The 19,210-nt window shown below is 52.6% G+C and carries 21 protein-coding genes and 1 pseudogene; all 22 read right to left on the reverse strand.

The window, feature by feature from the left end; all coding sequences use genetic code 11:
* Positions 1–82: 82 nt before the first annotated feature.
* Positions 83–985 carry a Rossmann-fold NAD(P)-binding domain-containing protein gene (locus K7P76_RS14595; protein ID WP_232186044.1) on the reverse strand — a complete coding sequence of 301 codons (903 nt, stop codon included), beginning with the start codon at positions 983–985 and terminating at the stop codon, positions 83–85.
* Between the two features lie 36 nt (positions 986–1,021).
* Positions 1,022–2,242, reverse strand: coding sequence for a multicopper oxidase family protein (locus K7P76_RS14600; protein ID WP_309244770.1), 1,221 nt, complete (start codon positions 2,240–2,242; stop codon positions 1,022–1,024).
* A gap of 21 nt (positions 2,243–2,263) precedes the next feature.
* Entirely contained in the window at positions 2,264–2,497 is a 234-nt protein-coding gene (locus K7P76_RS14605; protein WP_232186045.1) for a hypothetical protein, read from the reverse strand.
* Positions 2,498–2,503: 6 nt separating this feature from the next.
* On the reverse strand, positions 2,504–3,973 hold the full coding sequence (locus K7P76_RS14610) for an MFS transporter (protein ID WP_232186046.1): 1,470 nt from the start codon (positions 3,971–3,973) through the stop codon (positions 2,504–2,506).
* Positions 3,974–4,010: 37 nt separating this feature from the next.
* On the reverse strand, positions 4,011–4,628 hold the full coding sequence (locus K7P76_RS14615) for an NAD(P)H-dependent oxidoreductase (protein ID WP_232186047.1): 618 nt from the start codon (positions 4,626–4,628) through the stop codon (positions 4,011–4,013).
* A 32-nt stretch (positions 4,629–4,660) separates the two neighbouring features.
* Positions 4,661–5,644 carry an SDR family NAD(P)-dependent oxidoreductase gene (locus tag K7P76_RS14620; protein WP_232186048.1) on the reverse strand — a complete coding sequence of 328 codons (984 nt, stop codon included), beginning with the start codon at positions 5,642–5,644 and terminating at the stop codon, positions 4,661–4,663.
* Positions 5,645–5,773: 129 nt separating this feature from the next.
* Positions 5,774–5,923: pseudogene (locus tag K7P76_RS14625) on the reverse strand (TetR/AcrR family transcriptional regulator); the annotation flags it as partial.
* A 400-nt stretch (positions 5,924–6,323) separates the two neighbouring features.
* Positions 6,324–7,127 carry a class I SAM-dependent DNA methyltransferase gene (locus K7P76_RS14630; protein WP_232186049.1) on the reverse strand — a complete coding sequence of 268 codons (804 nt, stop codon included), beginning with the start codon at positions 7,125–7,127 and terminating at the stop codon, positions 6,324–6,326.
* Positions 7,128–7,165: 38 nt separating this feature from the next.
* A complete protein-coding gene (locus tag K7P76_RS14635; protein ID WP_232186050.1) occupies positions 7,166–8,110 on the reverse strand; it encodes a CvfB family protein in 945 nt (314 codons plus the stop codon).
* The gene (gene rsfS / locus K7P76_RS14640; protein WP_232186051.1) at positions 8,107–8,451 is read right to left on the reverse strand and encodes a ribosome silencing factor; all 345 of its coding nucleotides are present in this window, start codon (positions 8,449–8,451) and stop codon (positions 8,107–8,109) included. The genes K7P76_RS14635 and rsfS overlap by 4 nt, the downstream gene beginning before the upstream one ends.
* A gap of 3 nt (positions 8,452–8,454) precedes the next feature.
* The gene (gene yqeK, locus K7P76_RS14645) at positions 8,455–9,048 is read right to left on the reverse strand and encodes a bis(5'-nucleosyl)-tetraphosphatase (symmetrical) YqeK (RefSeq protein ID WP_232186052.1); all 594 of its coding nucleotides are present in this window, start codon (positions 9,046–9,048) and stop codon (positions 8,455–8,457) included.
* Positions 9,038–9,625 carry a nicotinate-nucleotide adenylyltransferase gene (locus K7P76_RS14650; protein WP_232186053.1) on the reverse strand — a complete coding sequence of 196 codons (588 nt, stop codon included), beginning with the start codon at positions 9,623–9,625 and terminating at the stop codon, positions 9,038–9,040. Before K7P76_RS14650 ends, yqeK begins: the two co-directional genes overlap by 11 nt.
* Positions 9,626–9,646: 21 nt before the next feature.
* Complete coding sequence (yhbY, locus tag K7P76_RS14655; RefSeq protein ID WP_232186054.1) at positions 9,647–9,946, reverse strand: ribosome assembly RNA-binding protein YhbY; 300 nt, start codon at positions 9,944–9,946, stop codon at positions 9,647–9,649.
* Positions 9,947–9,993: 47 nt separating this feature from the next.
* The gene (aroE, locus tag K7P76_RS14660) at positions 9,994–10,836 is read right to left on the reverse strand and encodes a shikimate dehydrogenase (RefSeq protein ID WP_232186248.1); all 843 of its coding nucleotides are present in this window, start codon (positions 10,834–10,836) and stop codon (positions 9,994–9,996) included.
* Between the two features lie 34 nt (positions 10,837–10,870).
* Complete coding sequence (yqeH, locus tag K7P76_RS14665; protein ID WP_232186055.1) at positions 10,871–11,992, reverse strand: ribosome biogenesis GTPase YqeH; 1,122 nt, start codon at positions 11,990–11,992, stop codon at positions 10,871–10,873.
* A 1-nt stretch (position 11,993) separates the two neighbouring features.
* Positions 11,994–12,518 carry a YqeG family HAD IIIA-type phosphatase gene (locus K7P76_RS14670; RefSeq protein ID WP_232186056.1) on the reverse strand — a complete coding sequence of 175 codons (525 nt, stop codon included), beginning with the start codon at positions 12,516–12,518 and terminating at the stop codon, positions 11,994–11,996.
* 188 nt (positions 12,519–12,706) lie between these two features.
* Positions 12,707–14,935: a transglutaminase TgpA family protein gene (locus K7P76_RS14675; RefSeq protein WP_232186057.1), complete on the reverse strand. Its 2,229-nt coding sequence runs from the start codon at positions 14,933–14,935 to the stop codon at positions 12,707–12,709.
* Positions 14,932–16,173 (reverse strand): DUF58 domain-containing protein, encoded by a 1,242-nt coding sequence (locus K7P76_RS14680; RefSeq protein ID WP_232186058.1) that lies wholly within the window; start codon positions 16,171–16,173, stop codon positions 14,932–14,934. The genes K7P76_RS14675 and K7P76_RS14680 overlap by 4 nt, the downstream gene beginning before the upstream one ends.
* Before the next feature lie 2 nt (positions 16,174–16,175).
* Positions 16,176–17,129 carry an AAA family ATPase gene (locus K7P76_RS14685; RefSeq protein ID WP_232186059.1) on the reverse strand — a complete coding sequence of 318 codons (954 nt, stop codon included), beginning with the start codon at positions 17,127–17,129 and terminating at the stop codon, positions 16,176–16,178.
* Positions 17,130–17,292: 163 nt separating this feature from the next.
* Positions 17,293–17,643, reverse strand: coding sequence for a stage V sporulation protein AE (gene spoVAE / locus K7P76_RS14690; RefSeq protein WP_232186249.1), 351 nt, complete (start codon positions 17,641–17,643; stop codon positions 17,293–17,295).
* Positions 17,643–18,680, reverse strand: coding sequence for a stage V sporulation protein AD (gene spoVAD / locus K7P76_RS14695; protein ID WP_232186250.1), 1,038 nt, complete (start codon positions 18,678–18,680; stop codon positions 17,643–17,645). Before spoVAD ends, spoVAE begins: the two co-directional genes overlap by 1 nt.
* Positions 18,667–19,179 carry a stage V sporulation protein AC gene (gene spoVAC, locus K7P76_RS14700; protein ID WP_232186060.1) on the reverse strand — a complete coding sequence of 171 codons (513 nt, stop codon included), beginning with the start codon at positions 19,177–19,179 and terminating at the stop codon, positions 18,667–18,669. The genes spoVAD and spoVAC overlap by 14 nt, the downstream gene beginning before the upstream one ends.
* Positions 19,180–19,210: the final 31 nt, after the last annotated feature.

The following is a 19,210-nucleotide window of genomic DNA, read 5'->3' on the forward strand; positions in this document are numbered from 1 at the left end:
ATGATGTCAAGCAAGACGGCACATGGTTCAGGGCATTAGGCATTCCCGTCCAGTAAGCTCAAATGCCTTGTTGTAAGCTTTGCTATGACTTTTGGGACAGCCTCATACGTGTCTTCTTCTGACGTTCCTTCTCCAACATGCCCGCTATAGTTGCGGCAATGCCCGCTTCGTAGGAGGTCGCCGCACTGCTTTCGGCGTACTCAAGTCCGAATTCCTGGCTGCCGCCGCCTCGATCGTAGCGGTCCAGAATCTCCTTCGCTCTCGGCTCATACCATTGAAGCATTCTCCACTTCCAACCGCTAATTTTTTCGATGCGAGGAATGGCGTGAACGACCGAACCGGCGATTCCGATGAACTCCTCCGCTGTAATGGCCGGTCCTCCGCGCAGACGCCATGTATTTCCGAAGGAGGAATCCTGAGAGGCAAGCGCCACTGCGTCGTGGACTGCATCGGCCACATATACATAATTTCTTCTGATTGCCGGGTTCGCCATCAACTTGACCGTTTTCCCTTGCGCGATTTTTTTGAGCGAATAATGAATGATCGTATTTGAAACGTTTGCCCCGTACAATTCAGGACTTATAAGGCGCATGTACCGCGCATCTGGATGCAACGCCTGCTCATTTTCGCCGGCGGGACGAAAGATCCCTTCAATAATAACGACTTTGGCGTCAGTCTTCGCCGAGACTTTCTCGACGGCTTCGAGCATCTGCCTAACCTTATCCGGATTCTCATCATAGGTCAGATAGATGCCGCAAAAGATAACGTCGACCCCCTCTGATGCGGCAGCAAGCAGATCGCCTTGATCCCGGACGTCCCCTAGCACCGTATGCAAATGAAGGGAATGCGCGAAGGCTGCCTCCAATGCCGATAACTTGCGTCGCGACCCGGAGTAGGCTACGACATCGACGCCTGCCCCGATTAAATTCTTGATAAGCGCACTTCCAACACCTTTGCCCGCTCTTACAACCATTGCTTTTTTCACCGTGATCACTCCTAGGTTAATTTTTAATTATCGCTTTCATAGATCGGGAAGGTTACCCGACTTGGTTCCCACCCGATACGGAGTCGTGATTCCCTCATAGTTCAGCATCATGCTCATCCCCATCGAGGCGTGCCCAAGATTGTGGCAGTGCGCCATCCATAAGCCCGGATTGTCGGCCACTAGGTACACCTCGTAGATTTCGTCCTTCTTCGTCAGAAGAGTGTCTAGAAAGACGGGACTGCCCTTTAATGGAATGCCGTTTTTGCTGAGCACGCGGAACGTATGGCCGTGAAGGTGGAACGGATGATCGCCGCCTCCATCATTAGCGATGGAAATGAGCAAACGCTCTCCTTCCTTCGCGGTTATGGGAGGGATCTCGTGGAACGAACGGCCATTGATCGTTTTGACGAAAAGGGATTGACCAAGCCTCAGCTCGATGTTTCGGTCAGGCTTGAGCATGCGGAGCGGATCGTCCTTCAGCGGGGTGCCGTAATCGATGAACGAGAACATCTTTCCGCCTTCAGTCCGCTCCGGTTCGTTGCCGCTGCCAAGCATAATCGGCAGGCTCTTGGCCGATTCGCTCCTTACGACGACCTTGCTCGATTCGGGAAGCCGGATAAGAAGATCAAAGCGTTGGCCGGCTCCTACCGGAATCATATCGCCGTCCAAGAGGCCTGGTTCATGCAGATCGTGGCCGTCCATCGCGATAACTTGGAAAGGAGCCCCGTCGACCGAAAAGTTCATCGTTTCGTTGTCTCCGTTAGTTAACCTCAGCCTCACTTGTTCGCCTGCTTTACCCGGCACGTTCAGTCCCTTAGCGCTGCCGTTCAACAGCACGGTGGAATCCATCCGCTGATAGAGCGCGGATACATCCGTCGCAGAGGAGAGCGGAGCGGATGGTTCCCGAGGTTCAACGATAATGGAGCCTAGAAGCCCCTTCTTCGCTTGAATCGAGCTCATCTGATGGGAATGGTACCAATAAGTGCCTGGAGCCGATGCGACAAATGTGTACGTAAACTGTTCCCCGGGTTGTACGGCATCCTGCGTCACCCCCGCAATGCCATCCTGCGAGCAAGGAACGTTGATCCCGTGCCAATGCACCGTAACGCCGTCCTCGATGTCTTTGTTGTGGAGCGTAACGACGACAAGGTCGCCTTCCGTAACACGAAGCTCCGGACCCGGAGAAGAGCCGTTGAAGGTCCACGCATCGACTGTTTTTCCATTGTCCAGTTGCAGAACCGTCCGTGCGGCCGTCAGATCGAACTTGCGGGTCGGCCCCTAAGTCTCTTTGGCTACGATCGTCTCGCAGGAAACGCTTGTCGAGGAATGATCATGCATTCCCGCTTCCGAGACGGCGTCCGAGCTATGCTGATGGTGGGCCATATTGATCTCCGTCGGTTTCTGAAGCCGCATTTGCCAGAAATAAACGCTAATCGTCACGCCGATCAGGAGCAAAAGCAGCAGCGGGGCGCCTAAGTAGATCAGACGTTTAAAGCCTCTTTTCTTCGCCATGAACGATCAGCCTCTTTCCTGTTTTGATATTGATTCATTGATCACGATTCGTGATTTTGAAGACCGTACAACCGTGAGGACGATAATCGCCCCTATGACGGCGAAGGCGGCCGCCCCTAGGAACACCCATGCGAAGCCACCCGTCAGCGCTTGCGGCTCAGGCATTCCTTTACCCAATAAATCTCTTGCTCTGGTTGACGATAAGGTCGCCAATACGGCAAGACCGATTGCTCCTCCGATTTGCTGGCTCGTATTAACCAGACCGCTGGCCATCCCCGCTTCGCTGTCGTCCACCCCGTGGACCGTCAATTCCGTCCCGGCGACGAAGGCTCCTCCCAGCCCGATTCCGATCGCGATACTAGGTCCAAGAAGATGAACGGCAAACGTTGCATCGCTCGGCGCCAAAGATAACCAGATCATTCCTGCGGCGAACAGGAGCAATGAAGCGGCAAGCGTCCGTCGCGTCCCAATACTCTTGACAAGCGCTGGTACGGCCCCCGCTATCGCGACAAGCGCTCCCGCCAACGGAAGCTGAGTTAGCCCCGCCTTCATGGCATCATAGTGAAGCACCTGCTGCATATAGACAGAAAGCGCGAAGAACAGTCCCGTCGTCGCTCCTCCGATGAGGAACATTGCCAGATTGCCTCCTAATACCGACTTGTTGCGAAATACACGCAGCGGCATGAGAGGATTCGTGACTCGTCGCTCGATAATGACGAACGCGGAGAGCAGCACAATGGATACGCCAGCTAGCGTCAACGTAAGCGGAGATGTCCAGCCGACTCGTTCGGTTTCGGAGAGAGCGGCCACTAGCATAACGATGCCGGCCGTAACCGTAGCGGCTCCCGGTAGATCCAGACTTGCGCGTTCGCCAGGCTTATCTTTGGCGATAAGAATCGGAGTCGCCACGATCACCAATAGACCTATGGGAACATTTACGAAGAACACCGATGACCATCCGAATGCAGAAGTCAACACCCCTCCCAGCAGCACGCCCGCGGCGCTGCCTACTCCGGCGACCGCACCCCAAATGCCAAGAGCCTTTGCCCTGTCCTGCGGATTCGTGAACAGTCTAGTGAGGAGAGCGAGAGCCGCCGGGGCGAGAAGCGCTGCCGAGGCGCCCTGCACCGCTCTTGCGGTCAAAAGCCACGCTCCCGAGCTCGCGAATCCCGCCGCCGCAGAAGCGATTGCGAATCCGGCGACACCGGCGATGAACAACCGACGATGTCCGTACCGGTCGGACAGTCTCCCGCCCAGAAGCAGCAGCCCTCCGAACGGCAATACGTAAGCCGTGATCACCCAGCTAAGCGTATTCGTATCCAGGTGAAGTTCTTCGCCTAGGGACGGAAGCGCGATGTTGACGATGGACGCGTCCAGCACGACGAGGAATTGGGCAAGCGCTAGCGCGATGAGCGCCCACCAACGATAGGGTATAACGTTCGATGATGCCGACAACTGTTGAGCTTTGAAACTCATGATATATCTCTCCTTATAGTTATTATTGATTGATAAATTACAAATTCAAATAGAGACTATTGTTCAAGCCCGCCTTCTCATTCTTTGCCGGATCAATGCGCATCAGTTCCGAAAGCTGAGCAAGCCAAGCCTTTCTATCTTCGGAGGTCGATGCCAGGATAGAGTCGAATACGAGATGAGAAGTCACTTCGAAGCCGCAATACGCGAATATCCCTTCATCAATCGTAAGACGCAGCGCATTCCCCATACCGCTTGCTTCATATTCTTCTTGGGATTTGTTCTGCGTATGGATGAGTGTCGCCTTCTTGCCCTTCAACAACCCGATTTGAACCCCATTGTCATACTTGTAGGCGAATCCGTACGAAAATACGCGGTCGATATACCCTTTCAGCATGGCAGGCAAACCCGTCCACCATAATGGATAGATGAACGTCACATGATCCGCCCACGATACGTAAGCCTGCTCCAGGCTGACATCCTCCCCCACTCCGCCAAGCATTTCGCTCGAGCCAAGTACGGGTTGGAATCCGATGTCGTATAAATCCCGAACAACAACCGCATCCCCTTCTTGCCGGCAAATTTCTGTCACCGCGTCCAGAATCGCGCGATTGAAGCTGGTTTTTCTTGGATGTGTAAAGACGATTAGATGGTTCATTCACTGACCCCTCCAAATTTGTGATTGGTCAATCAATTACTTGAAACCTTTATTAAAGAGCCGTTTCTTCTTTGCAACTCGCGAACCGTAACCGTGATTCCCTCTTCGAAGGCCGTCGCCCGTGCCGGTCCGATTAACCGCTCGTATTTGTCACCGCTCAAAACAAGCGGCTCTTCGGTTAAATAGAGCATCTCCACTACCTCTTTCATTACCGGAACGGCCATACCGAGCAATGACAGCCCGACTCTTCCGAGCGGAATGACCGATTTGGCGCTTCCGCATGCCTGCCGGGCGATTCGGACGATCTCTCTGCCCGAGATCAAACCTGCGCCCGGAATATGCCAGTTCTGACCATAAGCTTCGTCCCTGCTTGCGAGTTCCGCAATCATGAACGCAGCGTCCGGCAAGTAGACGAACTCCCGAGGGACATGCATATTGCCGATGTAAAAAGCCATCTTGCCGGCCGCGATCGCTTCGAGCGTAGAGCCCAGATAAGAAGCTTCGTTCGCGGTAGGGCCGTAATAATCCGGCAAGCGGACGATCATGACCTTAGCCCGGCTCCACCTATCTTCGAACAGCATTTTCTCGTAAGCGAGCCTGACTTTGCCCTTCCTCGTATGCGGCTGCTTCGGATGATCCTCGGTCGCCCGAGACATCTGTCTTCTTCCATAGGGGTAGATGCCGTCGATTGCGACTACCTTTAAGCTCAGCCTGTCGGCAGCCTCCATCACCGATTCGCCAAGAGGAATCAGCTTGTTCACCATCTCGTGATACGGCACGTTCGCGCAATGGAACAGGACGTCCGCGCCTTCTGCAGCGAGAACGATGTCATTCGGACTGAAGGCATCACCTACGGCAATTGCCAAATGTTCCGGATGACCAAGATTAGTCTTAAGTTTCTCCAGCTTCTGGCGAGAACGCCCGAAGGCTACCGTCCGTATCCCTCGCTTGACTAACTCCTCCACAACCGAAGCACCCGTACCGCCCGTTGCTCCTACTACAATCGCTTTTTCCATAACAATCACCTCATATTGAAATGTAATTGATCAATCACTAACTTGAATACAATATATCACGCTGTAATTGATTAGTCAATCACAATTAGTGATTGATCCATTACAAATTTTAAAAACTTGTCTCATTCCTTATCTTCCCTTCAACTCTGGCATATCCAGCGCTGTCGAAATGTTGCAAAGTACCCCGCGGGCCAGAAACAACATCGTCCGTTCCTCGGCATTCGGAATGCCGACTGCGCGGAAGGCGACCAGAACAATACGGCGAACTTCTCCAAATCCATTGAGATAACCGGCATTACCGTTTTCGGGAAGGAATGTGCCCTCCTTATACGCCGTCATCGACCCTTCCGCCACTGTAATTTGGTGCGAAGGCCAAAAAACTGCCCTCACCTTCTTGAACCGCAGCGTCGAGACTTCGCCAAGGCCAAAAAACTGCCCTCATCATCTTGAACCGCAGCGTCGAGACTTCGCCAAGGCTAAAAAACTGCCCTCATCACCTTGATCTGCAACGTCGAGACTTCACCAAGGCCAAAAAACTGCCCTCATCACCTTGAATCGCAGTGTAGCATCTTCGCGAAGGCCAAAAAACTGCCCAGGTGGCGATGCCACCCTCGAATTTTATACTTTCTGGCGTTCAAAAAAGGCGCCCCAGCGAAGGGACGCCTCTAAACGATAATTTCTACTTTTCAGGTTTACGTGCCACGTAAAACAAACGCTCCGATTCCGCATTCGGCTTGTCCCATGTGAAATCAGCGACATAATGCAGAAGCTCGAATCCCGTCTCCGTTAATTGCCTGGCGATCCAATCGGGATCGTAAGCTCTTTGCACATGGGACTCTTCGAATCGACTATATAACGGACCGCCGCCGAAGCCGCTCTTCAAAACAGCTTCTTCTTGGATGAAGAACGTAAGCGAGTGCTCGATTTCCATTCGCTGCGGGTCATAATCGCAGGTCCATAAATAGGCAACGTCCTTCTCGTCGTAAACGAATGGCTGCTCGTCCGCATAACGTACCAATTGTTTAGGAGAATGTACGTCAAACAAGAATAATCCGCCCGGCGCTAAGCCTTTATAGGTTTGACGAATCGTAGCCGTTACGTCCTGCGGCTCGGTTAAATAGTTCAGGCAATCGCAGAAGCTAATAACGGCGTCCACAGGCTCCGGAAGATCCCAATCCCGCATATCCTGTTGAAGCCAACGAATCGTCCCCGGCTCTTCCCGGTACCCGCCTCGAGATGATGGTTCATCCCATTTGCTGCGGGCAACCGATAACATTTCGGAAGACAGGTCGATTCCGAATACGCTAAAGCCCGACCTTGCAAGCGGTATCGCCATATTGCCCGTGCCGCAGCCCAGATCCACAACAGTTTTCGGTATGCCATATTTATCCCAGCATCGACGGGCGAAGCTCATCCATTCGGAATACGGCATTTCTTCCATCAAACGGTCATAGACGGCGGCGAATTGTCGGTAAGTACGCATGGTTGTCTCCCCAGTCTGTGTTAGGTTTGACTTTGAAATTAATGAGTCGGGTCTTCGGATCGAGATCCGGGCTCATTGTCCGACTCCGGCTGCTCCGCTTTCAGATGCGTCCAATTGCCCTTTTGCGTGACAAGCCCTTCCTTCATCAGCTTGCCAAGAGCTCTCTTAAACGCGGATTTGCTCAGTTGGAACCGACGCTGTATATCTTCCGCGCTTGTCTGATCGGAGTAGGGCATTGCCCCGCCGGGACGCTCCTTAATGAAGGCAAGAATACGGTCGGCATCTTCCAATCGGCCGGTTTCCTTGGCGGCACGGATGCTGAGCGAGACACGGCCGTCCTCCCTTACTTGCGTCACGCGGGCGTTGAACTTCTGCCCGATGCGCAGCGGGTGAACCATAGAACCTTCATGTATGTAGCCAAGGGCGCCGAATCCGAGCACTCCTCCCTCAACCAACGTAAATACGCCATCGCGATAGACGTCCGTTACCCAGCCTTCCTTCCATTCGTTGAGCCAGGAAGTCGGGGCCCGGAATATATGCGGTGCGAAATCGTCGATCTTGGCAAGACGGGCGAGCATACGCCCTTCTTTGTCGTGTTTCATGACGACGAACAGCTCATCGCCCGTTTGCGGCCATACGTTCCTGCGCTCGACAGGAAATTGTTTTAACGGCAACAGCAATTGACGTCCGATTCCCATCTCAAGGAAAAATCCGAAGTGGGGATGGAAATCCGCGACCTTAAGCTTAGCCATGTCACCTAACACGAGCAATGGTTTACGCAAGGTAGCCGTTAATCGCTCCTTGTCGTCGTGAAAGAGAAACGCTTCGATTTCCGTACCGACTTGCGGTCTGTCTCCGGCTGCTTCTCCGTACGGTAACAGAACTTCCGGCCCTTCATCCGCTCCATAACCGAGAAACCAGCCATGAGGAGAAACCTCCCTGCGAACCCACAGTTGTTGCAAGGTTCCGGCCGTTAGGTTCATACGGTTTCAACTGCCTTCGCATCGGACCACAGACGCTCCAAATGATAATACTCCCGCTCATCGCGATGGAATACGTGCGCGACGACGTCACCCATATCTACAAGCACCCAACGTGCCGTATCCATGCCTTCCAAACGAACCCTTTTGCCGCTTATCTCTGCGCGCTTGCGGATTTCAGTCGCGATCGACAGCACCTGAGTGTCCGAATTCCCGTGACAAATGACGAAATAATCCGCAATCAGCGATATGCCTTGCAAGTTCAAGGCTACGACGTCATTTGCTTTTTTTTCTTCGGCCGCATCGAGTACCGCCTTCAATAATTGTTCTGAGTTTCCTGCCATGTCTCAGCCTCCATTTGCTATTTTGTTGTTGGATTGTTTTAATTGCCCTATCAAATCGTTGCGTGCAAGTACCGTTAATGGAAAAATACGTTTCCCTCTTTCGATCAGCACTTCGATCGTCGAATCGAAAGCCGCGATCAACGCTTCCTCCACACTATGTTTAGCGAGTTCGCGAATCTTACTCACGCCGGGGTAATCTCTGCCTGGCTCTATATAATCCGCTAAACAAACGATTTTGTCCAGCTTGGTCATGTTTTCCCGTCCGGAAGTATGATACCGAATTGCATCCAGCACTTCTTCGTCCGTTATTCCGTGTTCGTCCTGCACTGCCCAAGCGCCTACATGCGCATGCCATAATTCCTTGTCGTAAACCAAAAGGTCCATCGATAGCCGCTGCTCGCGAATAATAGCTTCCATCCGATCGATTGCCCAAGCTTTGGAGTAATCGTGCAGCAGCGCCGCAAGTTCCGACTTCACGGGATCACCGTCAAAGCGTTTAGCTAACTTAATAGCTGTCTCGACGACCCCAAGCGTATGCTTCCATCTCTTATCCGGCATTTGCTTGCGGGTAGCTTCGCGTAACGACTCAAGATTCATATAAGCCATCCTTCCGAATAATTTCAAGAACCGCATCCGGAATCATGTATCTAACCGAACGGCCTTCCTTGAGCCTTCGTCTGATTTCGGAGGAAGAAATACCCATAGGCGGCATTGCGGCTCTAAGCAAACGGCGTCTAATGAAGGAAGGCAGCAAGGAGTCGTCGCCGGGCTGATCCGGTCGCTCCAAGCCTACAAAAGCAAGCCGTTCCGCAAGCTCGTCGATTTTCCGCCAATTCGGCAAGTCCTTCACCATATCCGAACCGACGATCCAATAAAACATCACCTCGGGAAAGCTTTCCTGCAAGGTGATCACGGTGTCGATCGTATAAGAGATGCCCTCGCGCCGCAATTCGATGTCTTCCACCCGAAAAGCAGGGTTTCCGGCAATCGCCGCTTCAAGCATTCGTCGTCTGGCGCCGCTATCCGCTCCAGGCTGCGGCTTGTGAGGAGGAATCAAGGTCGGAACGAACCAGACTTCATCGAGTTTGGCAGCCTCCTGCGCGGCTTGCGCGGCCAGCAGATGACCGATATGGACCGGATCGAACGTTCCTCCAAGCAAACCGATTCTACGCATAGGATCCCGCCATTCCATCCATTATGAGCGACGAGGAAGCACAATCTGTTTGTGATCCTTTGATTCCTTGTAGAGAACGATCGTTTTGCCGATGACTTGAGCGAGTTCCGAGCCGGATTTCTCCGCCAATTCCGCGCCGATTTCGCGAGGATCGTCGGAGCAGTTGGTCAATACGGATACTTTGATAAGCTCGCGCACTTCGATGGCTTCCTCGATATGGCGAATGAGATGGTCGTTGGTGCCGCCTTTGCCGACTTGAAATATCGGAGTGAGGTGATGCGCTAGCGACCTTAGGTGGCGTTTTTGTTTTCCTGTCAACATGTTATTTCCTGCTTTCTATTGTGAAAATCCAAATCATCAAACCGTGCCTACTTCCCGAAAGAAGCCAGAACCACTTCACGCATCGCATCGACAGGGGCCGACTGCCCGGTCCAATATTCGAAGGCGTACGCGCCTTGGTAGATGAACATGCCCAATCCGCCATGGATACGGCAGCCGTGCTGCTCTGCCTGCGCTAGGAAGGCGGTCTTGAGCGGGTTGTAGATCAAATCGCTGGCTACCGCTCCGCGTTTAAGCCACGTGGCATCTATCGGAATTGCGTCGATGTTCGGTGACATTCCGACGGACGTCGTGTTGATGACTACGTCCGCGGATGAGCAAGCCTCGCGAAGGTCGCTCCAAGATAAAGATGAGATGCGGTAATCCGGAGAAAGCGACGACGCGAGCTCGGCGGCTTTGGATTCCGTGCGGTTCGCAAGCAGAATCGCTGCCGGATTTTCCTGCGCCAGAGCCCATAATATGCCTCTCGCCGCGCCTCCGGCACCTAATACGATAATGGTTTTGCCCGCCAAGCTCGGCTCGGCTTCTTCCTTCAAGGAACGTACGTATCCGATGCCGTCCGTATTATATCCGATGAGACGGCCATTGTCGTTAACGATTGTATTCACTGCGCCTGCGGCACGTGCGCCTTCGCTAATTTCGTCGAGAAACGCCATCACTTCGATTTTGTGCGGGATAGTTACGTTTAACCCCCTGAATCCCAAACCGCGAACGCCTGAGATAGCCTGCTCCAATTGACCCGGAGTCACATGAAAAGCGGCATAGGCTCCGTTTATTCCCTTTTCCCGAAACGCACGATTCAACATGATCGGGGATTTGGAGTGGCGTATGGGGTCGCCAATAACCCCGTAAATTACGGTATTGCTGTCCATCAAGCGCTGGCTCCTCTCCCAAGGTGGTTGACCCTCACAGGATACTTTCCCGCAGCATCACTTTAATCCCGCGCGGAGCATGCACGTCGACCGTTGCGCCCGTCTTCCCGTTCGTCTGAATCCATCCGATGCCCGAGATGAAAATGTCCTGCTTCGAATTCGCCGGTATTCTAAGGCGATGCCGGGTCCAGGCCGGCATGCTCTCAAGGTCTTCCAAGCTCGGAGGGCTTAACATGACCCCGCGATGCTGTTCATAGAGCTCGTCAGCCCGCTCCAGCTTCGTCCGATGTACCGGCAATCCGCTTGATAAATAAGCGGTGAACGATTGACGTTCCCCCTCCACGAAATCAAATCTCGCTAACCCTCCGAAGAACAAAGTTTGCTTTTCGTTTAACTGGTAAGTGAGAGGCTTAAGCGGTTTGTCTGGAAGCAGGGCAGCCAAATCTTTGCGGGGAATGATTTCCGACATCCTCCAAGAATAGACGATGCCGGGCGTATCGATGATGCTTTTCCCGTCGTCGAGAGGAATATGCACCGCATCGAGCGTCGTCCCGGGATATCGGGATACGGTGAGCTCTCGTTTCAAGTCGCTGTAGTCGGAAATTAATCGGTTGATTAGCGTGCTTTTACCTACATTGGTCGCGCCAACCACATAGACGTCCTTATTCTGACGCAACGAATTGACAGCCTCAACGACACGGTCAAAGCCGATATTGCGGCGCGCGCTGCATAGAACGACGTCTACTACTTTTAGTCCTTCCTCGCTTGCCTGCTTCTGCACCCAGTTGCGCAGACGATTCCAGTTCGTTACGGGCGGGAGCAGATCGATCTTATTCACGACTAACAGCACCGGGTTATTCCCGACGAAACGCTGCAGACCCGATATTAAGCTGCCCTGAAAATCGAACAAATCCACGATATGGACAACAAGACTGTTCGTAGAGGCTATCCCGCCAAGCAATTTCAAAAATTCATCTTGATCTACGGTAACGGATGAAGCTTCACTATAATGCTTAATCCGGAAACAGCGCTGGCAAATGGCTTCTTCTTTATCCAAAGATGAGGCGGGCACGAAACCCGGCTTCTTCGGATCTTCGCTATGCAGCGGAATTCCGCAACCTGCGCAACGGGAAGCTTGAAGTTGTTCTTGCGTCATGTTAGCGTCCTCCCTTATCCGGCCAAAGCCCTTTTTTACGAAGACGGGCCAAAGCGATTTTCTCAATCCGACGATTGATTTGCGTGGCCCATCCTTCCTCGCGGGGAGCGATCGGTGTCACTAGGATTGTATGTAACCCTGCTCGGCGTCCGCCTAATACGTCGGTCAGCATCTGATCCCCAACTACGACCGCTTGTTCAGGCGACAGTTCCATCAGCTTTAATGCCCTGCGGAAAGCGGCTCCCGCCGGCTTGCGCGCTGCAGGTATGAATGAAATTCCGAGCGGCTCGGCGAATTTGGCCACCCTGGACTTATTGTTATTGGAAAGGATAACGACACGAAAACCCTGCTCCTTGACCAAATTCAACCAACCAGCCAATTCCGGCGTAGCAAGCGGAGTTCTGGCGCTAACCAGGGTGTTGTCGAGATCCGTAATGATGCCCCGGACTCCTCGGGTTTTCAATTCATCCAAATCAATATCAAATACGGTATTAACGATCTGATCGGGAAGCAAACGCTTGAACATCTTTAATGAAAACTCCTGTCTGTTAACGGCTATACTTCCTCAAAATATAACACACCCCACCCGGCCAAGTAAAACGGCTTCGCTGTCCTTAGGACAGCGGCTGCAAAAAAAGGGAAAGCCCGGTAGACCCGCGCTTTCCCGATTATTGTGCGACAGTCAAATAAAAAGAACTCTTATTACTCTGTCTGTTATAAAGCTTTGCGGATTTTGGTCGCCGCTTCGTTAAATTGCTGCAGAAGCTGACTGTTCCCGTTATCGTGACCGTAACGCGCTTGTTCGAATGTCGTCAAAGCACCTTCAAAGTCGGTTCGCAAAGAAGAAAACTTGTTGCCGAAGCGCGAAAACGTTTCTCTGATGGTCTCGTGCGATTCCCTGCGCAAGCCTTGGCGGTTAAGAAATGAAAGCAGCCTCTCCATCTCGCGGACGACCCTTTGGTTGGGCGTATTGCCTCGATTGCGAATCCGACTCCATAACTGTTGAGCGCGCCTGCTTCTGTACCCGACGAAAACCAAGGAAACAATGATTAGAACAACGACGACAGCCCCAGTAGGGACGAGCCAATTTTTGTTCTTTTCTCCCGTACCTTCCTCTACCGGAGCAGTTGCTGCAGCTGGATCCGTATCCGGTTGCAGCACTTCTCCTTCCGGCAACGGCTGCGGAACGGAAAATCCGGAGGTCGGCTCGAAAGGAACCCACCCGTACCCTTCGAAATAAACTTCCGCCCACGAATGAGCGTCCGCATTGCGAACGGTGTAGGTACCGGCGCCCGAAGGATTCGGAATGTCAGGAACCCCGCCGAAGCGTTCGCGTTCCTGCGTCGACGGATCGACACCGGTTGCGTAGCCTTTGACCCATCGGGTCGGCAAACCGATTGAACGCGCCATAACGACGAACGACGTAGAGAAATAATCGCAATAGCCTTCCTTAATTTCGAATAAGAACGCATCTACGACATCTCCGGTTGCCCGGTTTGTTTGACGGGTAAGATCCGGTTTGTTCGTATAGGGAAACGAATTTTTAAGAAATTTTTCCAGCTTCTTCGCGCGGTCGTAATCGTTAGTCAATCCGCTTGTTTGTTCCTTGGCCAAATCGCGAACGCGCTGAGGCAAAGAATCCGGAAGCTGTAAGTAGGGAGCAAGATCTATGTTGCTGTTATCCGCTGGGGTAACGGTTTTGCGCAACGCATCTTCGTCCAGTACCGCAACTTTAGAGACGACTGTGTACGACTCTACCCGAGACGGTTTGCTCCACCGCAGTTCCCATTCTTCGGGATTCCACTTCAAACCGGGGTTATTATCGCTTTTGAGCTCGGACACCGAAGCGACCGGGCCGGCAGCAAACAGTACGGGGATTTTATCTTTGCGCAGCACCGTAACGGTTTGAACGACTTCAATCGTCTTAACTCCAGCCGCACGTTCGGGTAGAAGCGTTAGATCCGCTTTATTTCCGTATGCAGAACCAATCAATTGCGGATTTTTGCGGTCTCCCCAACCTTTGCCCGTGTAGATCGATTTCGTCTCTCCTCGCCAGTAACTTCGCTGAGAAGTTGTAATCGTCATAACGGGAGAATAGTCGAATTGAAATCCGCCGCCGATTTTCCGATCGTCCCTGCTGTAACCCGAAAGCGAAGAGCCGGACGGCTTAACCACCGGGTTGTTCTTCTCCACGCCGCCCTCTCCGGCAAATGCGGGTACTTCGCGCCCTTGCGCTTCTGTCCATATCGTGTAGGGATCTTCAAGCAACACAGGAGCTCGAGGCATGAAAATACCAGCCAGCAGAACAAGAGCAATAATAATGACAGCGGGGAAAGCGATGTCCAGCGGTCTTTCCGCTAAAGCTTCCCAGCTATCCGGATGCCTTGCCTGCAGCTGCCTTAAATGGAGGATGACCAGCCAGATAAGCCCCGCAGCTACGATCCATGCGATATTGTGCCATAACTCCAATGGAAAGAAAGAATCGACTGACGCCATTACGATAATCGACAGTACGACTACGAATATCGCACCCGCGCGCCTTGCGCCCAACCAGGCCAATATATGAACGGCCAGCACAACGCCAACGGTCATTTCGATAAAGGGATGCATCTGCTCAGCGTGAAAGGAAATAAACCGTCTCACGTCTTGCCATACGCGCCAGCTCTCCGGCCACTCTCCCCACACGATCGGAATCTTCCACAAAATCAAAGCTATCGCAGCGAGAAATTCTATTAAAAAACGAAGCCAGAACTTTCTAGTGAACAACAATTCGGTAACTGCCGTTACAGCCAACGCACCATATACAATGGAATAGGTTTCTTCCCACCAATAATCGGTAAAACATTGGATCAGTTGAAGCACGATAATGAGCGCAAGAAGTCTATGAAAGCGTTCAAGCACAAGCCGCCGCCAAAATTCGCGGGGCATTCGCAGTTTCATCATGCGGACACCACCCCCAATACTTGGGGCAGCTTATCCAACTGGGACACCGAGCAAAATTCCCATTGCTTCGCCTGGCATAATAGCCGCCACTGGCGGAGTTTAGCAGCTTCGTCAGCCTGAGAATGCTTGTCCGCAATGTGTATTACGCTTGGAACCATTCTTTTGCTTTCGAGGGCATTCATAACCACTACGGTTTGTTCATCCGTAGAAGAGCCGATGATCACGATATGGATGCCAGGCTCATAACGTTCCGCCACCTGGCATAGCAAATCTCCCAAGGTATCTTTGCCATCCGCTTCAACATCCACCAAATGCTGAAGAACTTCATCGCGAGAGACGGGCGTTCTCCCTTCGCCGAACCAATAAGAGGTTTGACCCGAGGAAACAAATCCGACCGGCATCCCTTTGGCTATCGTCAATTCAAGCAAAGATGCGGCTACAGAGACGGCAAGCTCAAACTGATCCGCGACTGCGTAGGAAGCCGCGTTCCGATCCAGTACGAACACGACGCGCGGGAGCGCTTCTCTTTCGAATTCTTTGGATTTCCACTGACCGGTCTTGGCCGTGGCATTCCAATGGATCCGCGATAACCGGTCCCCGTGAATATATTCCCTGACTCCGTCGATCTGAGTCGTTTCCCGTGCCCAGAGGGAGGTGAAGGTGTGTTGAAAAACACCCCTTTGCGAGCGACGGAACAACCGCCAGTCTTTAAGCGCCACCGTCCGGGGTAAAACCTGAATATGAAGCGGCTCGGCAAACGATCCGCGATGCTCGAACAATCCGAAGATATCTCTCGTCGAGCAGTCCGTCCTTTGAAATTGATACCTGCCCCTTCTAAGTGGGGCCGTCTCGAATTGAACCTCGCCTCTGCGCTTGTAATCCGGCACGAAGGACATTTCGTACAATTGCGATTCTCCGCCGGTAGACCGAACTAGCTTTTCCCTTACGATAATATAAGGAAGCGGCCATAAACCGGGAATTTGCATGCGCAGCTTAACCCGAAGCCTCATCCCCGCGGTCAGGAGCGCTGAGCTGCCTTCTCCCATATCCGTCAATCTAATGCCCTGAACGCCGCCAATGCCGCTCCAGCGTCCAAGCATCAAATAGATGCCGAGCGCGTTAAGGATAACGAAAAGCATGAGCGAGGTTTTGCCGCCTTGGAATAACAAGTAGCAAAAAGCGAACAAATATAAAATTAAGCTTAGCCACCATGCACGTGGAAAGTAGAGCCGCGACATGATTATCGCTCCATCCCGACGGGAACAGGCAATAGACGGAGAACATCTTGGAGAACCTGCACGGTCGTAATGCCCTGCATCCGGGCTTCGGAGCGCAAGTGCAGCCTATGACCCAGTACTAACGGAGCCATCGCTTTCACGTCGTCCGGCAATACGAAGGAGCGGTGGTTCAAGAAAGCATAAGCTTTAGCCGCGGAGGAGAGCGCGACGCCCGCACGCGGGCTTGCGCCAAGCAATACGCTTGAATGCTGGCGGGTTCCGCGAATTAAAGCGATTAAATAATCGGCCACCGTTGATTCCAAGTGGATGCTTTCCGCCAGACGCTGCATTTGGGCAACGTTATCTACGGTCGCAACCGCGGACAACGATTCGGCCGCCCGGCTTGCGCCTGGCTCAACAACGAGACGTTTCTCGGAAGCCTCGTCCGGATAACCCAGCTTGATTTTCATCAAGAAACGATCCAATTGCGCTTCCGGCAGGCTGTACGTGCCTTCGAATTCTATAGGGTTTTGGGTAGCGAATAACATGAAAGGATGAGGCAGTACGTGCGTTTCGCCGTCTACGGATACTCTTCTTTCTTCCATCGCTTCCAACAAAGCGGATTGCGTCTTCGTCGTAGCGCGGTTAATTTCATCGGCAAGCAATAAATTAGCCATAACCGGACCGGGTCTGAATACGAACTCTTCCAGCTTTGGATGATAAATGGAAACACCGGTTATATCGGTAGGCAATAAATCGGGGTTGCATTGTATACGATGGAATACGCCGCCAACGGATAGGGCTAACGCCTTTACCATCTGCGTTTTGCCGGTGCCGGGTACGTCTTCGATTAGAACATGTCCTCCCGCGAGCATTGCGGTGAGCATTAAAGCAATTTCATCTTTTTTACCATAAATACAAGATTCCATATTGCGTCTGATCTGATCTAATAGTTGCATCGCGGCATGATGATCCATTCCCGTTCCTCCTATGGAATCTACTTTGATGTTATTTTTATATTCCCCACCTTATTATACCGGAATTTGGATGCCGTCGTAAATTTTAGTTTCTTCCAAAAAACAATAGAGAAACAGCCAAACCCGGAATCAGGTCTGGCTGTTGCCACTTCAGGCCATCCGTTCAGCCTTTCGGACGTGCGGCTAGCGAGGCTAAAAATGAAAAGACGATCGCCGCCGATACCCCTGCGCTTGTCACCGTGAATATGCCCGTAATAACGCCGATCCACCCATCCTTCTTCAGCTCCGTTATTGCGCCATGCACCAACGCATTGCCGAAACTGGTAATGGGTACCGTTGCCCCCGCACCGGCGAAATCGATCAGCGGATCGTACCAGCCAATCGCATCCAACACCGCGCCCGCAACGACCAGCGATGCCATCGTATGTGCGGGAGTCAACTTCACCACATCGAATAACAATTGGCCTATTACGCAAATTCCGCCGCCGACCAAGAATGCCCATAAATAAGGCATCATTTGGCAGCACCTCCTTGATTGTCAGTGTTCTGCGCTTCAATGGCTACGGCATGCGCCACGCAAGGAATGCTTTCGCCTTGTTGATAGGAAAGCGGGCTATGCAGTGATCCTGTTGCGACGATGAGTACTCTGCGAAGCTCTCCGCTTTGGATTCGTTTGAGCAGGTGGCCGTAGGTCACGACTGCCGAACAGGCGCATCCGCTGCCTCCGGCTTGTACCTTCTGGTTTTCTACGTCGTAAATCATCAGAGCGCAGTCTTGAAATTTCGTTTGTCCCATCGGCACGCCGTTTCTTTGCAGCATTTCGCTGGCGATAGGATGTCCGACGCTGGCCAAGTCCCCTGTAACGATCATGTCGTAATAACCGGGTTCTCTTCCCGTATCCTGAAGATGGCCTTGAATGGAATCGACCGCCGCCGGGGCCATTGCCGCCCCCATATTAAACGGATCTTTAATTCCCAGATCCATGATCTTGCCAATTGTCGCGGCGGTGATGATCGGCCCTTTCCCTTCGCGGCCCACAACCGCAGCACCGGCTCCCGTTACCGTGTATTGTGCGGTTGGAGGCTTCTGCGATCCGTATTCCGTCGGGTACCGGAATTGTTTCTCTGCCGTGGAATTATGGCTGCAAGTTCCCGCCATCACGTATTCGCCAGCCCCGGAACCCACGATGAGGGAAGCGACAGCGAGTGATTCCATTGACGTTGAACATGCGCCGAAAACCCCAAGGTAAGGAGCCCCTAAAGTCCGGGCGGCAAATGAGTTGCTAATAATCTGATTCATCAAATCTCCGCCCACGAAAAAATGCAGCTGATCTTTGGTGATGTTCGCGTGCTGGAGCGCAATATCCGTTGCTTGCTCCAGCAGCAATCTTTCCGACTTTTCCCAAGTCGGCTGCCCCATCTCAAGATCGGGATGAACCAAATCGAAATCGGAAGCGAGCGGACCTTGACCTTCATCCGGACCGACGACCGTTCCGGTGGCTATAATAACAGGCGGCTTCGGGAAAACCCATGTGCGTTTACCCTGTAGTATCATGCCATGCCCCAATCCCGAACACCCAGTAGATAATGCCGACAATGAAAGCCGCCACTACACCGAATACGATAACGGATCCCGCCAGCTTGAACATGTTCGAACCGACGCCAAGCACCAATCCTTCGCTGCGATGTTCAATAGCCGCTGAGCACATGGAGTTGGCGAATCCGGTAACCGGAACTGCGCTTCCCGCGCCTGCCCACTGAGCGATTTTGTCGTAGACGCCCAAGCTGGTCAAGATGACCGACAATAAAATCATGACCGCAACGGTCGGATTCCCCGCATCCTTTGAAGTCATATGGAAAGCCTTCATGAAAAACTGTTGTACTCCCTGGCCAATGAAGCAAATAAATCCTCCTACCAGGAACGCCTTAAGGCAATTCGTTAATATGGACCGGGATGGTTCCCGTGCCTTCGCGAATGCCTGGTACTCTTTCGATGACATGGATACCGGCTTGTATGCCTGCGTTCCGCGCCCGGCATTTTTCACAGCCATAGCAACACCTCCTGGAAAATAACATTTTCAA

Source organism: Cohnella silvisoli, from assembly GCF_021190915.1.
GTDB classification, from domain to species: domain Bacteria; phylum Bacillota; class Bacilli; order Paenibacillales; family Paenibacillaceae; genus Cohnella; species Cohnella silvisoli.

Excerpts from the sequence above, each read along its gene's own strand:
- K7P76_RS14635 (WP_232186050.1), bottom strand. The coding sequence starts at position 8,110 with ATGAACCTAACGGCCGGAACCTTGCAACAACTGTGGGTTCGCAGGGAG.
- rsfS (WP_232186051.1), bottom strand. The coding sequence starts at position 8,451 with ATGGCAGGAAACTCAGAACAATTATTGAAGGCGGTACTCGATGCGGCC.
- yqeK (WP_232186052.1), bottom strand. The coding sequence starts at position 9,048 with ATGAATCTTGAGTCGTTACGCGAAGCTACCCGCAAGCAAATGCCGGAT.
- K7P76_RS14680 (WP_232186058.1), bottom strand. The coding sequence starts at position 16,173 with ATGTCGCGGCTCTACTTTCCACGTGCATGGTGGCTAAGCTTAATTTTA.
- yhbY (WP_232186054.1), bottom strand. The coding sequence starts at position 9,946 with ATGTTGACAGGAAAACAAAAACGCCACCTAAGGTCGCTAGCGCATCAC.
- K7P76_RS14685 (WP_232186059.1), bottom strand. The coding sequence starts at position 17,129 with ATGGATCATCATGCCGCGATGCAACTATTAGATCAGATCAGACGCAAT.
- K7P76_RS14605 (WP_232186045.1), bottom strand. The coding sequence starts at position 2,497 with ATGGCGAAGAAAAGAGGCTTTAAACGTCTGATCTACTTAGGCGCCCCG.
- K7P76_RS14610 (WP_232186046.1), bottom strand. The coding sequence starts at position 3,973 with ATGAGTTTCAAAGCTCAACAGTTGTCGGCATCATCGAACGTTATACCC.
- yqeH (WP_232186055.1), bottom strand. The coding sequence starts at position 11,992 with ATGACGCAAGAACAACTTCAAGCTTCCCGTTGCGCAGGTTGCGGAATT.
- K7P76_RS14620 (WP_232186048.1), bottom strand. The coding sequence starts at position 5,644 with ATGGAAAAAGCGATTGTAGTAGGAGCAACGGGCGGTACGGGTGCTTCG.
- K7P76_RS14630 (WP_232186049.1), bottom strand. The coding sequence starts at position 7,127 with ATGCGTACTTACCGACAATTCGCCGCCGTCTATGACCGTTTGATGGAA.
- K7P76_RS14675 (WP_232186057.1), bottom strand. The coding sequence starts at position 14,935 with ATGATGAAACTGCGAATGCCCCGCGAATTTTGGCGGCGGCTTGTGCTT.
- K7P76_RS14670 (WP_232186056.1), bottom strand. The coding sequence starts at position 12,518 with ATGTTCAAGCGTTTGCTTCCCGATCAGATCGTTAATACCGTATTTGAT.
- aroE (WP_232186248.1), bottom strand. The coding sequence starts at position 10,836 with ATGGACAGCAATACCGTAATTTACGGGGTTATTGGCGACCCCATACGC.
- K7P76_RS14650 (WP_232186053.1), bottom strand. The coding sequence starts at position 9,625 with ATGCGTAGAATCGGTTTGCTTGGAGGAACGTTCGATCCGGTCCATATC.
- K7P76_RS14615 (WP_232186047.1), bottom strand. The coding sequence starts at position 4,628 with ATGAACCATCTAATCGTCTTTACACATCCAAGAAAAACCAGCTTCAAT.
- spoVAC (WP_232186060.1), bottom strand. The coding sequence starts at position 19,179 with ATGGCTGTGAAAAATGCCGGGCGCGGAACGCAGGCATACAAGCCGGTA.
- spoVAE (WP_232186249.1), bottom strand. The coding sequence starts at position 17,643 with ATGCCTTATTTATGGGCATTCTTGGTCGGCGGCGGAATTTGCGTAATA.